This is a genomic window from Nocardioides sp. YR527 (genome assembly GCF_900101045.1).
In the GTDB taxonomy this organism is placed as follows: domain Bacteria; phylum Actinomycetota; class Actinomycetes; order Propionibacteriales; family Nocardioidaceae; genus Nocardioides.
Window position 1 is genome coordinate 44,236 of record NZ_FNFN01000010.1, and the last position, 14,039, is coordinate 58,274.

The 14,039-nt window shown below is 67.3% G+C and carries 20 protein-coding genes and 3 tRNA genes; 2 read left to right on the plus strand and 21 right to left on the minus strand.

What is annotated here, in order from left to right; all coding sequences use genetic code 11:
- Positions 1–24: 24 nt before the first annotated feature.
- From BLT25_RS25340 to BLT25_RS25350, 3 genes are read right to left on the minus strand one after another with little or no spacing between them, the layout of a single operon-like run.
- Entirely contained in the window at positions 25–1,521 is a 1,497-nt protein-coding gene (locus BLT25_RS25340) for a phage portal protein (protein WP_176884268.1), read from the minus strand.
- A 10-nt stretch (positions 1,522–1,531) separates the two neighbouring features.
- Positions 1,532–2,824, minus strand: a complete 1,293-nt coding sequence (locus BLT25_RS25345) for a PBSX family phage terminase large subunit (protein WP_091052022.1) — start codon at positions 2,822–2,824, stop codon at positions 1,532–1,534.
- Entirely contained in the window at positions 2,796–3,353 is a 558-nt protein-coding gene (locus tag BLT25_RS25350) for a helix-turn-helix domain-containing protein (RefSeq protein WP_091052024.1), read from the minus strand. Before BLT25_RS25350 ends, BLT25_RS25345 begins: the two co-directional genes overlap by 29 nt.
- Before the next feature lie 89 nt (positions 3,354–3,442).
- Here BLT25_RS25350 and BLT25_RS25355 point away from each other — a divergent pair, with 89 nt between their 5' ends.
- Positions 3,443–3,628, plus strand: a complete 186-nt coding sequence (locus BLT25_RS25355; protein WP_091052026.1) for a hypothetical protein — start codon at positions 3,443–3,445, stop codon at positions 3,626–3,628.
- Positions 3,629–4,071: 443 nt separating this feature from the next.
- On the opposite strand, the gene BLT25_RS25360 is transcribed toward BLT25_RS25355, so the two are convergent.
- On the minus strand, positions 4,072–5,058 hold the full coding sequence (locus BLT25_RS25360) for a hypothetical protein (protein WP_091052027.1): 987 nt from the start codon (positions 5,056–5,058) through the stop codon (positions 4,072–4,074).
- A gap of 220 nt (positions 5,059–5,278) precedes the next feature.
- Between BLT25_RS25360 and BLT25_RS25365 the strand changes: the two genes are divergently transcribed.
- Positions 5,279–5,352: transfer RNA gene (locus tag BLT25_RS25365), tRNA-Val, on the plus strand.
- A gap of 7 nt (positions 5,353–5,359) precedes the next feature.
- Here BLT25_RS25365 and BLT25_RS25370 read toward each other — a convergent pair.
- The 17 genes from BLT25_RS25370 to BLT25_RS25440 all read right to left on the minus strand — a co-directional run bounded on the left by BLT25_RS25370 (position 5,360) and on the right by BLT25_RS25440 (position 13,836).
- The gene (locus BLT25_RS25370; protein WP_091052029.1) at positions 5,360–6,064 is read right to left on the minus strand and encodes an endonuclease/exonuclease/phosphatase family protein; all 705 of its coding nucleotides are present in this window, start codon (positions 6,062–6,064) and stop codon (positions 5,360–5,362) included.
- A complete protein-coding gene (locus tag BLT25_RS30060; protein ID WP_176884271.1) occupies positions 6,061–6,213 on the minus strand; it encodes a hypothetical protein in 153 nt (50 codons plus the stop codon). Before BLT25_RS30060 ends, BLT25_RS25370 begins: the two co-directional genes overlap by 4 nt.
- Positions 6,214–6,296: 83 nt before the next feature.
- Positions 6,297–6,367 (minus strand) — tRNA-Trp (locus BLT25_RS25375).
- A 79-nt stretch (positions 6,368–6,446) separates the two neighbouring features.
- Positions 6,447–6,522 (minus strand) — tRNA-Asn (locus BLT25_RS25380).
- 229 nt (positions 6,523–6,751) lie between these two features.
- Positions 6,752–7,357 carry a hypothetical protein gene (locus BLT25_RS25385; protein WP_091052030.1) on the minus strand — a complete coding sequence of 202 codons (606 nt, stop codon included), beginning with the start codon at positions 7,355–7,357 and terminating at the stop codon, positions 6,752–6,754.
- Between the two features lie 153 nt (positions 7,358–7,510).
- Positions 7,511–7,783 carry a hypothetical protein gene (locus BLT25_RS25390; protein WP_091052032.1) on the minus strand — a complete coding sequence of 91 codons (273 nt, stop codon included), beginning with the start codon at positions 7,781–7,783 and terminating at the stop codon, positions 7,511–7,513.
- A complete protein-coding gene (locus BLT25_RS25395; protein WP_091052034.1) occupies positions 7,776–8,141 on the minus strand; it encodes a hypothetical protein in 366 nt (121 codons plus the stop codon). Before BLT25_RS25395 ends, BLT25_RS25390 begins: the two co-directional genes overlap by 8 nt.
- Positions 8,134–8,496, minus strand: coding sequence for a hypothetical protein (locus BLT25_RS25400; protein WP_091052036.1), 363 nt, complete (start codon positions 8,494–8,496; stop codon positions 8,134–8,136). The genes BLT25_RS25395 and BLT25_RS25400 overlap by 8 nt, the downstream gene beginning before the upstream one ends.
- Positions 8,489–9,406 carry a hypothetical protein gene (locus BLT25_RS25405; protein WP_091052038.1) on the minus strand — a complete coding sequence of 306 codons (918 nt, stop codon included), beginning with the start codon at positions 9,404–9,406 and terminating at the stop codon, positions 8,489–8,491. The genes BLT25_RS25400 and BLT25_RS25405 overlap by 8 nt, the downstream gene beginning before the upstream one ends.
- A gap of 156 nt (positions 9,407–9,562) precedes the next feature.
- Entirely contained in the window at positions 9,563–9,709 is a 147-nt protein-coding gene (locus BLT25_RS30065; protein ID WP_176884273.1) for a hypothetical protein, read from the minus strand.
- Between the two features lie 68 nt (positions 9,710–9,777).
- On the minus strand, positions 9,778–10,140 hold the full coding sequence (locus BLT25_RS25410; protein WP_143033857.1) for an HNH endonuclease: 363 nt from the start codon (positions 10,138–10,140) through the stop codon (positions 9,778–9,780).
- Between the two features lie 35 nt (positions 10,141–10,175).
- On the minus strand, positions 10,176–10,430 hold the full coding sequence (locus BLT25_RS25415; protein ID WP_091052042.1) for a hypothetical protein: 255 nt from the start codon (positions 10,428–10,430) through the stop codon (positions 10,176–10,178).
- Positions 10,430–10,897, minus strand: coding sequence for a single-stranded DNA-binding protein (gene ssb, locus BLT25_RS25420; protein WP_091052044.1), 468 nt, complete (start codon positions 10,895–10,897; stop codon positions 10,430–10,432). The genes BLT25_RS25415 and ssb overlap by 1 nt, the downstream gene beginning before the upstream one ends.
- A 26-nt stretch (positions 10,898–10,923) precedes the next feature.
- The gene (locus tag BLT25_RS25425; RefSeq protein WP_091052046.1) at positions 10,924–11,622 is read right to left on the minus strand and encodes a hypothetical protein; all 699 of its coding nucleotides are present in this window, start codon (positions 11,620–11,622) and stop codon (positions 10,924–10,926) included.
- Entirely contained in the window at positions 11,622–11,834 is a 213-nt protein-coding gene (locus tag BLT25_RS25430; RefSeq protein WP_091052047.1) for a hypothetical protein, read from the minus strand. Before BLT25_RS25430 ends, BLT25_RS25425 begins: the two co-directional genes overlap by 1 nt.
- Complete coding sequence (locus BLT25_RS25435; protein WP_091052049.1) at positions 11,831–13,486, minus strand: DNA cytosine methyltransferase; 1,656 nt, start codon at positions 13,484–13,486, stop codon at positions 11,831–11,833. Before BLT25_RS25435 ends, BLT25_RS25430 begins: the two co-directional genes overlap by 4 nt.
- Positions 13,483–13,836, minus strand: a complete 354-nt coding sequence (locus tag BLT25_RS25440; protein WP_091052051.1) for a hypothetical protein — start codon at positions 13,834–13,836, stop codon at positions 13,483–13,485. The genes BLT25_RS25435 and BLT25_RS25440 overlap by 4 nt, the downstream gene beginning before the upstream one ends.
- Positions 13,837–14,039 lie beyond the last annotated feature (203 nt).

Below are 14,039 nucleotides of genomic sequence, written 5' to 3' on the forward strand. Positions count from 1 at the left end.
TGTGTGAACGGCCCTGACGGGTGGTTAGAACCCGGCATCCTCCGGGACAGGCATCGGTGCGCCGCCCCCGGTTTCCGCCATGATCTTGGCGGCCTCCTCCTCGATCTGGGTGTCATCCCAGTCGGGGTGGACCATCCGCACCCGCGTCTCCGTGGATGCGGCCTCAGCGTTGCGGAGAGCCATCGCGGTCTGGGCCAGGTTCAGCGCCGAGTCCTGGACACCGTCCTGGAACTCGATCTGCACCCCGTCCCCAGCGATGCCAGCACCCAGGGCGTTGGCGATCTCCACCTGCACCTCCACGTGCTCACGCAGCGCAGCGATCCACCGGAGCTCCTTCTTCCCGCGGGTCATGTACGAGCGCCGCTCATGGGAGTGGACCTCGGCGGCCGTCACCGCGCTGCCCCCGTCGCTGGTGAGTGACTGCGTGGAGTAGCCCGCCGACTCGATGATCGTCTTCGTCCACTCCGCACACGTCGCCTTGTGCTCCTCCACGCGGATCTCGAACTGCTGGGCGTCGATCTGCAACGAGTCACCGCCGGCGAGCATCCCCTGAATCGGGATGTACACCTCCTTGTCCAACTGCGTGATGGCACCCTCACCGGGGCCCATGGACTCGAGGTACTGGGCGGGGACGTGGAGCCTGGACTTCGCGTGGCGAATGTCGCGCTGCCACGACGAGTAGGCCTCGTCCAGGGAGTCCAGCAGGGGGAGGAGGCCCTGGAGGTCGGAGCGGCCCTGACGGGACCCGCGGTGGAGCCGGTTGGGCAACTGGTTCGGGATGTACTGCGCGGTGAGGCGCAGGATGCCGGTCTTCTGCCGGGACTCGGCGTCGACCAGGGGAGCGAGGTACTCCGCGTCCGGGTGGTCCTGGAGAGGGACACGCTGCCCGATGTTGTCGGAGGTGCCCTTGAACAGGCCGTGCTCGATGTACCCGACCGCGTGATGCTCCAGCAGACGCCACACCACCTGACTGTTGGAGTCGGTGCCGTGGAGCTGCTGCCAGAACGTCACCTCGTGCAGACGGCCATACCGGAACACCGGGACCGCCATGTCAGCGTGAACCACGCTGGTCCACGGGCGCTCGCGTGCGGCCAGGTTCCACACGTTGCGGAGGTACACCCCACCGTGTGCAGCCGCGACCTCGGCCGCCTCCTGAAGGACGGACACCAGGCCATCCTCGAGCAGGTCCGCGAGGAACTGACCCAGGGTCTCCTCGTCCTCGGCGGCCGTCAGGTTGGGGGCCTCGGAGAACAGAAGATCCGAGGAGGTGGCGCACAGGTCCGCGGCGAGCGGTACGTGCAGCTTCACCGGGGTCTCACCCGCGGGCGTGGGCACACCCCACCACCAGCGGGCGACCTTGCCCTTGATCCCGCCGGCGTACTGCGACGCTCGGTTGGGGTGAGCGGGCGCAGACGACCCGCCCTCGTAGAAGGTGCGCAGGCGCTCCGGGTCGCCCGAATACCACGTGTCGCACTCCAGGATGTCCGCCCGAACCGGCTCGATGTGGGCGGGAGGCCACACGGCCCCGTTGTTAGGCAGCGGCATCAGTCAGCCGTCCGATCTGCCCCCGCCAAAGGGGCTCAGTGGTGTGGATGCCGTAACGGAGACCGTCCACGGCGTGGTCTGCGACCTTCAGGGGCTTGTCCTCGCCCTTCTCGGTCGCCTTGTCGTCCCACGAGTAGGAAGACATCTCATCGATGAGCGGGGCACACGACGGATGCACCCGCAGCCGATCGGCGGCGAGGAGAGAGGACACGGTGCGGATGCCGGGGACCACGTCGTTCTTCGCCGGGGCGATGTTGCCGACACGGTCGTGGTTGAGCTGCTGAATGAACGAGGCGGCGGAGGGGTCGACCACGATGAACCGCGGTGACACACCCTTCTCTGTGGTGCCGTCGAACCTGGGTGTCTGCTGTAGCCACTCGCGGACGTTGGTCGAGTGCTCCACGTCGGTGAGTCGCCGGCGGGCCACCTTCGGGTCGTGCCGCCACTCGTCGGTGACGTACAACCGCCGTACCCCATCCGCCCCTGTGCCCAGCCCGATCAGTGACGCATCGAGCGGGTTCGTGGTGCCGTAGTCCAGGCCCACAGACAGCCACGTGTCGATCCTCGGGATATCCGCGGTGACGTGGAGGTCAGGGTTCCACGCCTCATAGATCACGCCCTCAGCCGCGACCCAATGCCCTTGGATCAGGCGGCGATGCCAGAGCCCGGTGTGCTCGGCCTTGATGGCCTTCACGTACGCGGGATCCAGTGAGGGGTTGTCGTCCAGGGTGAACGAGAACACCCGCATGTTCAGGTCACGCGCCCTGTCGATGAACTCCCGCTTCAGCCAGTGCGCTGGGCTGTCCGGGTTCGTGGTCGCAAAGAGCTTCGCGCCCTTCAGCGACATACGACCCAAGAGCTCGGTCAGGAAGTTGGCGGGCAGCAGCGTTGCCTCATCGACGTACGCACCCGCCGAGGTCGCACCCCGGATACGCCCGAACGCCTTGACGTCCTTCGCGCCCACGAGGTGAACGGTCCGGCCGAAGATCACGCACGTGTCAGCGCCCTGTGTGTAGTGGACGTGTGCAGCGATCGGCCCGAACACTGCCGGATCCATCAACGGCTGAAGGACGTTGCGGTTGATGGTGTCCTTGGTCTGCCCGACCATGAACAGGATCCCCGACCGTGGAGCCTCGCGCGACACGTAGTGAACCCAGCGGATCAGCGACCCGATCGTCTTGCCCGACCGGATCGCGCCCTCCCACAGGTTGATGCGAGCCGTGGACAGTGCGATGGATCGCCGCTGGGCCTCACTCAGTATCTGGCGACTCGGAGTCATCCTCTACCGCCTCGTCTGTGCCGTCGCCGTACTGGGCCTGCAACCCCGAGAACAGATCACCGAGGAGGGACATAGCGGCCTCGCCGCCCATGCCCTTGTCCACGGCCTCGAGCTTCGCCGCCGAGTGCAGGAGGTTCGTCATGGTCGCGGTCAGGTGCCGCAGTTCAGCGGGCGGAACCTCGTCCTGGTTCAGGCTCGTCTTGATGGCCTGCCCGAAGGCGTAACCGATCGTCGTGTACGTGTCCGCGTCCAACCGGTCTAACAGCCGCTCCACCAGCGTGTAGAGCCGCTGCACCGACTTCGCGCGCCTGCCGGCGTTGTCGACCTTCGTTGCCTCGATGGCTTCCTTCACCTCATCCGTCCGAGCGAACGACTTACCCGCGGCCTTCACCACACGCGTGACCGACGCAGGATCACGACCCACCGTCCGAGCGATCGCCCCCCGCGTCTTGCCCTCCCCATGCAGGGAGAGGATCCGGTCCTTCTCCTCGCGCGTAAGGGGCTGCACGCGTGCGCGGTCCGTGCTCATGGTGTGTTCCTCCTGTGCGCGTGCACTGCGTGCGAACAGTGTGTGCGAAAGCATTGCGAAGTGTTTGCGTAGTGAGTACGATGGTCCCTATGGAGACCAAGACCGAAGCACCCGAGTTGACTCGGGAACTGATCGACAAGGCGGCTCACGTCGACCCGTGGACCACCATTGGCGCGTTGCAGGCTGTAGCGCTCGCTGAGCCTGGTCACGAGGCGTCCATGCGTGACTCGGCCGCCCGTACGCTCACCCGCTACGTCGAGAGGCACGGTGCGTGATGCCGCGCTACTGCGAGGTGTGCGACACCGACAACAACCGTCACGCGCCCGGATGCGACGTGATCACCTCGTGTGGATGCGGGATGGGCGACTGCCGGGAGTGCATGAAGCGCCCCGGTGCCCGTCGTCCGCTCCCCATGGTGCAGGCGGTGAACCTGCGATGAAGTGCACGTGCACCGCTCACCAATGCGCGCCCGGTTGCGACTGCGGTCACTCTGACCAGTTCCACCGGTTCCCCGTACGGCGCATCACCGACTACAAGCGCGAGTGCCCAGCACACGCCCACCTGTTCGAGGACACGATCACTCTCGGGTCCGCGCTCCGGTACGGCGACTGACACACACCGAGAGGGCCCGCCAACCGATCGTGGTTGACGGGCCCTTCTCAGTTCTCCCCACGCTCCAGGTGCTCGTCGTTCTCCGGCAGGTCATCCCACCAGTTGCTCATAGCGCACGCACCGAAGGGCCGCGGGTCTCGTACGTCGTGCGGTAGTTACCCCCACAGTCCGTACACCGGTACACCGCATACACGAACACGCCAGGGGACCACGTGCCGTTGCGCTCCACGTTCCTCGAGCCACAGCGAGGGCACGCAGCGCGCGCGTTGCCGGCGTCAGGGGTGACGTGCGGGTGACCGTTGATCCACGGGAGCTCAGCGAGGTACAGAGCCTCCGTGGCGTCGATGTCGCCCACGTTGTACCCATGGATCCGCTTCTGCGCCTCCACGTCACCGTCGCACGCGGCCTGGGCTACAGCGGCGTCGTACTTGTCGGTCTTCGAAGCGAGTCCCAGGCGACGAGTCAGGGCGTCGAGGGTCTTGGACTCGTCCCCGAAGTGACGGCGGGCCACAGACAGGGTGTCGATCGTCTTGTACGGCGACGGAGGCATGAAGCCCGCGTCCCGCCACCCGGTGTTCAGGTGCTTCGTGTCGAACCGGGCCAGGTTGTGGCCCACCACGATGTCAGCGGCGTCGTACGCCTCCCAGGTGCGGCGCATCAGCCCCTCCGGGCCGTCACCCCACTCGGATGCGAACTCAGTACCCGAGTCACCGAGGAACCGCCACGCAGCGCAGATCGTGCGGGGCCACCGGGTCACCGCGTCGGGGGAGAGACGATGCTTGATCAGCCACTTCCACCCCGACAGGTCCCAGAACGGCCCCGACAGGTTGATCCCCGACTTCTCGAACGCCACCCACCCAGGCAGACGCTCGATGTCGATGATCAGGATCTTCAGTTCCCGCGGCTGCGTCTCGACCTTCTTGTGGCACGAGCAGCGGCCGCCACGGTGGTCCTTCAGGGTGGTCGGCCCGATCCCCGTGGCCTGGGCTACCAGGGTCGCGGGGGCGGTCTCGCCGTCCCATTCACCTGTGGAGGTCCACTTCACGAGCTTCACGGCGTCCGGGCCGGCGTAGGCACCTGCCTTGCACTTCATACAGCCGCCTCTCAGACGGGGATAGAGATGTTGGGTCGGCCTCCCAGCCGACGCGGGCAGTAAGCGCCCCTGCCTGGGGGAAGGGTGAGGGTCACCAGCTCGTGTCCGAGATGGGCCAGGTGGTGTCCTTGCGCAATGTGATCCCCTCCTTCCTCTTGGAAATGACGAACGCCCCGGGATGTGGCCCCAGGGCGGTGCAGCGGTAGAGTTCGGGCGTCTAGCGCGCGTAACTCAGTTGGTTAGAGTGCGTCCCTTACAAGGACGAGGTCGCAGGTTCGAGTCCTGCCGTGCGCACGCACACTCAGTGCACGTTCACGCGCACACGCTCCGCACGGTGGTCTGAACCCCAGTAGGGCAGAACCTCGCGAGACTCAAGGCGCGACGACGTGGAACGAAGGATGACGTCGATCCCGCCGGCATCCGCACGCCGCAGACACGTGTAGGTGTAGACGTGCCGCAGACGGTTCATGTCCCCCGTGAGGAACAGGCGATAGCCCTTGGCGGCGAACCGGTCCGCGAGCCGATCGACAGCCCGATCATGGACACCCCACATCGAACGACGCCACGACTCTGCGAGCTCGCCTGTGTTCTGGTTCCACGCGCCACTCACGGCATGGGTGTTCATCAGCACGATCACGACGTGCGTACGACGGTGCTCGAGCCTCACCCAGGTGACGTAACGGTGAGGGGAGACGCGGGACAGGCCCTTGTGGGTCCGTACGGTCCCGGCGTCCTGGTAGCGCCACGAGGCGGTACGCCACGAGATCGGGACCTCGGTACGGGAGTAGGTCCGGTAGCCGTCCATGGCACGGATGCGGGTGTGGGCCCGTCTCGTGTCGGCCTCCTGCCACCCGATCACGTCAGCGAACGCGTGCGGGGCCGCCTTCCCGTGGAGGAGGTTGTGGGTCCCGATCGACAGCGACGTGGGCGCGTAGCCCTCCGCAGGGTGAGCGAACAGGACGACAGCGAGGAACGCAGCCACCAGGGCCGCGACGATGCGTCTCATGACTGAGCCTCTCGGGCCTCGCGGGCCCTCTTCGAGTGGATCTTGTGGTCGTAGGGGATGCAGCCGCAGCCCTTCCGCCGGCACGGCAGCACGGCGTCACGCAGGGACTCGGTGACGGTGGGGGAGTGCGGCGAGTAGCCGTAGATCATGGGTCGGTCCTCTCCATAGAAAAAGGCCCCGCCCCTCCCATTTGCGCGTCCAGAGGAGAGGCGTGGGAGGGGGTGGGCCGGAGCACGCCGACGAGGAATCGAACCTCGGTAACCGGTTTTGGAGACCGGGGCTCTACCACTGAGCTATCGGCGCTTGAATCAACGGAACCAGGGAGGCGGGCCGCCCGGTGCACCCCTATCCCTCGCATCTAGCAAGGGGTCTCCCTGGTTCCTGGCTGGCGGGGCAGGGCTCGAACCTGCGCGGACCGGATTAACAATCCGGGGCTCTACCAACTGAGCTACCCGCCATGGATGCCCACGAGACACAGGGAGCGAGCGACGAGAGGGAGACCAAGACGTTCGCTACAACCTGTGTCCCGTGGGACTTCCCACCAACCCAAGGTTGGGGGTCTTACTGCCGGGGGCCGCGCCTGACGCAGCCGTATCTATGGAGGGGTCTGCCTGTACGGGCACCCCGGCAAGTCTTCGAATCACACTGCGGTGACTCTACGCGAAAGAGTACCAAACTACGCACGCACTACGCAACGCGCGATGCACCGCACTCGGTGCAGCAGCGCACCCACAGGTCGTGGACGCACAGGTCTTCCTTGGTCAGGACGTCCTCCACCTTGACCTTGCCGGCGGTCGGGCCTGGGGCCCGGTTCCGGATGGTCTGAGTGGTCACCCCGAGGAGTTTCGCGGCCACGTGCACGGGCACGATCTGCTGTGGCGTCTCCGGCGGCAGACGCCACGGCGTCCCGTTCTTCCGGTCCTCCGCGGACGTGGGCGCGGGGTCCATCAGACGCCACGCCTGGTAGCGCCACTCCCGGAGTTCGTCCCGCAGGTCGGCCCGGTCCTCCTCGGCCATCCGCTCGAGGTGGGTGATCAGGAACAGCGCCATGCGGACCACCGACCCACCCACCGGGGGAGTGGTGTCGGCGGGGTCGCGTACGGCATCCACCCACCACCGCAGGACCCGCACGAGCTTGTAGCGGTGCTCGATCACAGCCAGTTTGCCCGGGGGAGAGGACTCCGGGTCAGCGTGCGCCACCTGCTCGGAGGGCTCACCCACCTTCACGCTGTGCGCGTGGTGGAGATCGTCATACACCCCCGGGACACGCTGAAGCAGTTCGGTCAGGTTCACCGGATCACCGATCCTTGTTGCTCGAGGATGAACGGAGGTAGTCAGCACGGCACCGACAGAAGCGGACACCGCACCCGGGGACCCAGCGGGACCCGTGCAGCCACGGGGAGTGGCCACAGCCCGCACACCGGACCTTCGGGAAGAACCGGAGCCTCATCCACCAGAACATGACCCCTCCTCCAGCTCCCGGGCGCGAGCCCTCAGCACCACCTCGGCGCGCTCCCATGCCTCACACCGGAGACACGGGTTCGCGATGTGCTGGCCAAGGCCGTGCATGAGTTGCCACTGCCGGACGATGTCGGCGGAGCGCACGAGCTCGGCGGCGATCTCGCGACGGATCGTGTCGGCGCGGAAGGCGGTGGGGTTGGCCTCCAGTCGCTCGGTGAGCGCCCCGAAGTCCAGCGGGTCAGTCTTGGTCTCAGTCATCGGCCTTCTCCTCCGTGCGGTATGGGTTGACCTGCTTGATGGCGAACAGCGTCAGGTTTGACCGGTGGGCCGCGCGGACGCCCTCCTCCCACGCCGCTCGCTTGGCCTGCTTCGGGTGGGGCGCGTACGGCATCACGTTGGCCAGCGCGATGCCGCCGGGGTAGCCCTCCACCATCACCACCGGTGTGTGGTCGCCCAGCAGCCACGCCACCGAGCGGGTGGTGCTCTTGCGGCCCTCGCCGTCCCTGACTCCGGGCCAGAAGACGACGGGCGAGCCGATCGGGCACAGCTCGTTGAACTGGTCGATCATGGCCGTGTGCTTCTTCGTGCGGCGCTCGGTGCGGGTCTGCTCACCCATGGGTGGCCACCTCCTCGAACGGCGTGATCGTCGCCTCCACCGGGCACAGGCCGGGGCCCTCGTGACCGGACGGCAGGATGCAGGGCTGCGGCGGTCCGAACTCCCAGCGCTTCCCGTCGTGGTCGTACGGGGCCTTCTGCTGGTCGTGGACGATCTCGCAGGGAACCTCCGTACCCTCCACGTTCTCGTCGGGCGACGCGGTGGCGTCCTCGGAGATGTCCGGCCACTGGATACGGCAGGTCTCGCAGTAGGCGTAGCCGTCCTCGATCGTCACGTCGTTGAAGCAGTGGCCGCACGACGGGTACGGGATGTACAGGTTCGGCAGGGTGTCACCCAGCGTAAAGACCTCACTCATCGGAGCCACCCTCCAGGGCCTGGCCGGCAAGCGCCCAGATCACCAGCAGCGCCATACGCCGGTCCTTCGGGTCCTCACCCAGAGCCGCACCGCGGATCTCGGTCAGCGCCTCCCGGAGTCGGGCGACCTCGACCCGCGCGCCGGACAGCTGGATGCTGACGTTCTCGTGCTGCTGCTCGGTGCGCTCCATCTGGGCGGCCCAGTTCCTCTCACGCGCCGACGCGTCGTTGCGCTGGCGTTCCAGGTCCCGGGCGTCCTTCTCGGCCTTCGCGGCTGCCTTCGCGTAGCGCTCGCAGTCGCCATTCTTCTGCTGGCACGCCCTCGTCAGCCGCTGGTTCTCGGCCTCCAGCGCAGTGATCTTGTCCACCACAGCCTCGATCAGCGGACGCTCCTCCTCGTAGCACGACCGGAACGCGGGGTGATCAGCGATCTGATACCACGCCTTCACGCGCTGGTCTTCCTCGACGTTCGGCGCGGCGTCCTTCAGTCGCTTGTTCTCGGTCTCCAGGCGCTCGGCCTCACGGCCCGCGGTGTGCAGGTTCCGCGTGGTCGCGGTCTCTCCCTGGTTGTCGCACTCCTCGATGCGGAACCCGCCGATCTCCACGGCGGAGTTGGTGCCGGCCAGTGCCTCGGCGGCGTCCAGCATCGTCAGCGCCCGCTCGATCCGAGTCGGCATGTCGTCGGGCTCGGCGGTGACGACCGCCAGGCCGGCGAGGTCCATCGCCTTGAGTCCGCGTTCGGCCATGTGCCGAGGTGCGTTGTATCCAGCGCCAGGCAGGTGCGCTACGTCGGCGAACTCCTCGGTCAGCACCTTCAGCGCCTCGGGGGCGTGGTGGACGCTGGGGGACCCGTGGGGGGTCGTGTTGTGGTGGCCGCCGTCCTTGAACGGTGGCGGGATCTGGTCAGTCATGGTCTCCCTTTCGTGACTGAAGTTCTTCGGTCTGTGCCTTGGACAGCTCGTCCTGAGCCGCCTTGATTCGGGCCGGAGTTGCGCCGGGGTTCTCACTCACCCGACGCAACTCCGCAGTGGCGGCACGCAGCCGCCCAACCGCACCCCGAAGGGCCACTACCAGGTCTTTCGGCCGTTCCGGCGGGCCCGCTTCGCGGCCTTCCGTGCGGCCTTCGGCGACAGGCCCAGAGCGGTGAAGCGCTCCTTCTTGACCTTCGACTTCTTGGCCTTCTTGCCCTTGCTGGGCGGTACGAACCACGGCATGGAGATCACTCCTCTTTGGTTGGTGGTCTATCGGTCTCCACCACCAAATCTAGAGCACTACGCACCAACTACGCAAGCACTGCGCATACACCAAAATCGGGTATGTCGGGCACGTCGGCCTCGGGGACGAGGGTCCAGCCGCCGTGGTTGTCGAGGAGCACGAACCCGTCGCGCCACGTCAGTACCGGCACCTCGGCGGGAGGCAGGCCGTAGCGAGACACCGACAGCCCCAGATGGCGGCCCATCGTCGGGTTCGCCTCCACCCAGCCATGGCACCCCGTGGTGCCCGACCCGCACAGCGTGATCAGGTTCGCGGGCTCGTTGATCCACGAGGCTCGAGTGCCGCCCATGCCGCGGGCTACCCGGTGCTGGGTGGTCAGGTCACGCGGAGAACCGCAACGGACACAGGCGTGCCCGTCGCGGTCTCTCACTGCCCGTACCGTCTTCGCGGACGGGTCCGTACGCCTCACTTCTTCCGCGCCCACATCTTGCCGTGGTCCGCGCAGGCGATCCCCTCACCCGTCGCGGGGTGGGTGTTGCCGTCCGCGCACGACGTGCAGCACGCCAGGCCACGACCAACAACACCGCCCCGCCCCCGCTTCTGGCCCTTGCCAGCCACAGAGGTCCGGTTCAGGCGGGCCATGCAGTCTTCGGAACCCATGCGGCACGAGGTGCACGCGGTGGGCTGGATCTCCAGGCTTTCGCCGATCGGGTCGGCCATCAGAACGGCGGCTCGTCGGCGGGGGCCGGGGTCGCCCACGGGTCGTTCGCCGGCGGAGCGGCCCACGGGTCACGCTGGCCCTGCTGGGGCCGGTGCTGCTGTCCCTGCTGGCCGCGGGGACGGGTCGACGCAGGGATGATGCCCACGGTCGCGTAGTCGAGCTCGATGGACTCCCGCTTCTCGCCGTTCTTCTCGTACTCCCGGGCGATCAGGGTCCCGGTGACGATGACCTTCGCGGACTGGACGTTGCCCAGGGCCTCGGCCAGGTCCTCGGCGGCCTGCTCCCAGAGCGTGACGCGGATGAACGGGGACCGTCCCCCGTCCTCCCACTCGTTGGTCTGCTTGTTGCGGGTCCGCTTGTTGGCGACCACGGTCAGGTTGCAGACGGCCTTACCCGACGCCTCCAGGAACCGCAGTTCCGCGGGCCCGGTGGTGTTGCCGACGATGGTGATGGTGGGCAGAGTCATTCTGGTGGTTCTCCTTGTGTGTTGGGTTACGCGGCTCGGTACTGATTGCCGTTGAACTTCGGGTCCCGGCGCAGCAGCCGGAAGTAGAGGTCCATGTGCCCGTGGCGCTTGCACCACCGGTTCAGGCCCTCCTGAGACACCCCGATCTCCTCGGCTGCCTGCTTCGCGGTCTGCTCGGCCTCGTCGGCACGCTGCAACAGGGCCAGACGGTCCGGCTTCGGCTTGGGCGGGATCGCAGCGGCCGCGGGGGCCTCGTCGTTGTCGATGTCGTCCCACGCCAGCGGCGGAACCCATCCGTTCTTGCGGGCCGCGGCCATGGCGCGGGACTTCCCGAACGAGTCCGGCGGGACCCGCATCGACAGGCGTTCGTACGCCGTCGCGATCCGCTCGAACGTCGGGACCGTGATCTGGTCGTGGTACTTGGCGTACTGGAGCCCCTGACGATCGTTGAACCCTGCGGCCTCCGCAATCTGGGTGTTCGTCCACCCGATCGCCTGTAGGGCCTCGATGCGTCGACGTGCGCCCAAGGTCGAGACCTTCCGGACCTTCCCCTGGTAGTCGTTCACCCGGCGCTGTTTGTCGTAGCGGGCCTTTGCGATCAGGCAGGGGTCGCACTGCGGGACATCGGCGCGGTGGTGCGCCCAGTGGCCGGCGGTGGTGCCGTGGCGGGGGTCGTCGGGGTCTGCGATCAGGTCGACCGCGAGCCCCTTCGTGTGGCCGCCCATCACGCCACCTCGAGCTGGCCGGTCTGGTGCCGCCACTGGCCGGAGAGCCCCGTCATGTAGTCCTTCAACTGGGGCATGGGCCGCGTCTCCTTGAACTCCGCGATCTCGGTGTCGTACCCGATCGCGGTCTCCTCGGCCGCCTGCTCCCACGTGATCATGTCGAGGTTCCAGTGGTCCCAGATGAACCGAACCCACGGGTTCCACTTCTTCATGCGAGCACCCGCGCAACCTGGCGGCCCAGCCAGTGAGCGACGTTCACCGCCACGGCGTTACCGGCCTGCTTCTGCTGCTCAGCCTTGGACCCGGTGATGACGTAGGTCTGCGGGAACGCCTGGGCGTTCGCGGCCTCCCGCGGCGACAGCATCCGGAAGTAGCAGTCCTCCACCGAGATCTCGACCCGGAGTACGCCGTGCTGGTCGTGGGTCGCGATGGTCGACAGCGGCGCAGCCTGGGCGGCGTACGGCTTCGCGCCCTTGCGGTAGGGGATGACCAAGCTCTTGTTGACCTGGGTCGTCATCGTGCGCAGTGGCTCGGACACGGCCTTGTTCATCGACGGGTCGCCCTCGGCGTACCCACCATGATGGGCGGACACGAACGCGCCCGGGGGCACGGTGAGGCCGTGGTGGAACCCGCCAGCGGTGAACCCCTGAAGCGGTGCGGACGACACCGGGGTGTTGCCGCCGTTGCGGCGGAGCATCGTCACGAACGCCTCAGTCATCGCCAGGGCTTCGCCGTTCTTCACCGTGCGCGAGGGCATCGGCCGGCCATCGGGGTCGAACGCCCGGTGGCCGCCGTTCGCGCCGTGGTTCAGGGTGAGGACGGCCTTGCGTGCCTCGTCGGTGAGCGCTACCCCGTTCTGGATCGCGGTCACCTGGGCAGGGGTCGGGGACGAGTCCACGGGCCACGCCCGGACGTAGTTGTTGTTCGCGCCGGACGCACCGTCGTAGGTGTTGCCGCCAGCGGCGACCAGGGCAGGGTTCCCGATGGTCTCCAGGCCCATCTTGATGCGGCGCATGGTCGCGGCACCGAGGGGCTTCGCCCGGTCACCGATGCGGGTCCCGAGGTCGGTCCAGTCGATCGCAGCCGCCGCGGGAGCCACGTACGGCTCCACGATCTCGGGGCACTGCGGACACACGTACACGTACTGCTTGCCGTACTTCCCGATCCGGCGGCCCTGCTTCTTCCACGCCTGCTTGGCGGGCACCACACAGTCGCAGCGGCCACAGAACGCCATCGGGCGGGGCTCCACGTCGGGGAGCTTGATGCCCTTGCGGGTCAGCACGACGTACAGGCGGTCGCGCCACTGCGGGGCGTTGGGGTTCTCATCGGTGTAGCCGACGTGCGCGGCCGACACAGACACGAACTGGTGGTTGTAGCCGAGAGCGGTCATCCCGGACAGCCACACGTCGAACAGGGGCCAGTCGGCGGCCTCCGCCACGTTCTCGACCAGGACGGCCTTGTAGCTTTTGACTTCAGCCGCGCGGATGACTTCCCAGAACGTGGTCCGGGTCCGCTCGAACGCAGCCTGGGGGAGGGGGTTGCCCTCGGCGGTCAGGTTGTCCTCGTCGTCCCCGAGGCCCAACGCAAGCGCACCCTGGCCCAGGGGCTTCTTCGACCGGCCGCCGGCGGGGGAGAGTTCGGTGCAGATGGGGGAGGCCCACAGGATGTCCGTGTCCGGGAGGTAGCGGAAGTCCACGCCGGACAGGTCGGCGCACACGTGCTCGGTGTCGGGGTGGTTGCTGGAGTGGGTCTCGATGGCCCGGTTCCAGTGGTTCGCGGCGAGCTTCACCTGGAAGCCAGCGCCCACGAGCCCGGTGCTCGAGCCGCCCATGCCGCAGAAGAAGTCAGTGGCGGAGAAGGTCACAGGACCACCTCGGCGGGGCCCGTGATGAGCATCCGGCGAACCAGGGAGGGGTTCCCGCGGGCGTTGGACGTGTAGTCACGGGCGAACTTCTCCGACGACCACCACTCATCGGTGTGCCCCTCGGCGGTCTCCCAACGGGTTCCGTACTGCCAAACGAGGTCATCGTTAGGGATGCTCACGGTCACGTGGGTGGTGGGCACGGGGTCGAAGTGGTTGCCGTAGTAGCCCGCCTTGCGGCACGCAGCCGTGATCAGGCTGTGGCCGGAGCGGGTCTGCCCGCAGTGGATGCAGGTTTCGGCACCGGGCTCCAGGTTGTTCGCCGCAAACGGCGTCTCGGTCTTGGTCTCCATGGCATCGATAATACGCACTGCGCACCAACTACGCAACCACTACGCACCCCAAAATACGAAGTGCCCCCGCCATCACGACGGGGGCACCACAGGGGAGAGGGTCAGGGGGTCATTCGAAAACCGTGGTGTCTTCGTATGGGCACCACCGGCACGAACGCGTATGGGTGGGTGGGTTCACGGTTACGCGGATCGCGTCCTTTCGT

Bases quoted from the DNA above. Each gene is read 5' to 3' on its own strand.
- BLT25_RS25345 (WP_091052022.1), bottom strand. From the start codon at position 2,824: ATGACTCCGAGTCGCCAGATACTGAGTGAGGCCCAGCGGCGATCCATC.
- BLT25_RS25350 (WP_091052024.1), bottom strand. From the start codon at position 3,353: ATGAGCACGGACCGCGCACGCGTGCAGCCCCTTACGCGCGAGGAGAAG.
- BLT25_RS25355 (WP_091052026.1), top strand. From the start codon at position 3,443: ATGGAGACCAAGACCGAAGCACCCGAGTTGACTCGGGAACTGATCGAC.
- BLT25_RS25360 (WP_091052027.1), bottom strand. From the start codon at position 5,058: ATGAAGTGCAAGGCAGGTGCCTACGCCGGCCCGGACGCCGTGAAGCTC.
- BLT25_RS25370 (WP_091052029.1), bottom strand. From the start codon at position 6,064: ATGAGACGCATCGTCGCGGCCCTGGTGGCTGCGTTCCTCGCTGTCGTC.
- BLT25_RS30060 (WP_176884271.1), bottom strand. From the start codon at position 6,213: ATGATCTACGGCTACTCGCCGCACTCCCCCACCGTCACCGAGTCCCTG.
- BLT25_RS25390 (WP_091052032.1), bottom strand. From the start codon at position 7,783: ATGACTGAGACCAAGACTGACCCGCTGGACTTCGGGGCGCTCACCGAG.
- BLT25_RS25395 (WP_091052034.1), bottom strand. From the start codon at position 8,141: ATGGGTGAGCAGACCCGCACCGAGCGCCGCACGAAGAAGCACACGGCC.
- BLT25_RS25400 (WP_091052036.1), bottom strand. From the start codon at position 8,496: ATGAGTGAGGTCTTTACGCTGGGTGACACCCTGCCGAACCTGTACATC.
- BLT25_RS25405 (WP_091052038.1), bottom strand. From the start codon at position 9,406: ATGACTGACCAGATCCCGCCACCGTTCAAGGACGGCGGCCACCACAAC.
- BLT25_RS30065 (WP_176884273.1), bottom strand. From the start codon at position 9,709: ATGCCGTGGTTCGTACCGCCCAGCAAGGGCAAGAAGGCCAAGAAGTCG.
- BLT25_RS25415 (WP_091052042.1), bottom strand. From the start codon at position 10,430: ATGGCCGACCCGATCGGCGAAAGCCTGGAGATCCAGCCCACCGCGTGC.
- ssb (WP_091052044.1), bottom strand. From the start codon at position 10,897: ATGACTCTGCCCACCATCACCATCGTCGGCAACACCACCGGGCCCGCG.
- BLT25_RS25425 (WP_091052046.1), bottom strand. From the start codon at position 11,622: ATGGGCGGCCACACGAAGGGGCTCGCGGTCGACCTGATCGCAGACCCC.
- BLT25_RS25430 (WP_091052047.1), bottom strand. From the start codon at position 11,834: ATGAAGAAGTGGAACCCGTGGGTTCGGTTCATCTGGGACCACTGGAAC.
- BLT25_RS25440 (WP_091052051.1), bottom strand. From the start codon at position 13,836: ATGGAGACCAAGACCGAGACGCCGTTTGCGGCGAACAACCTGGAGCCC.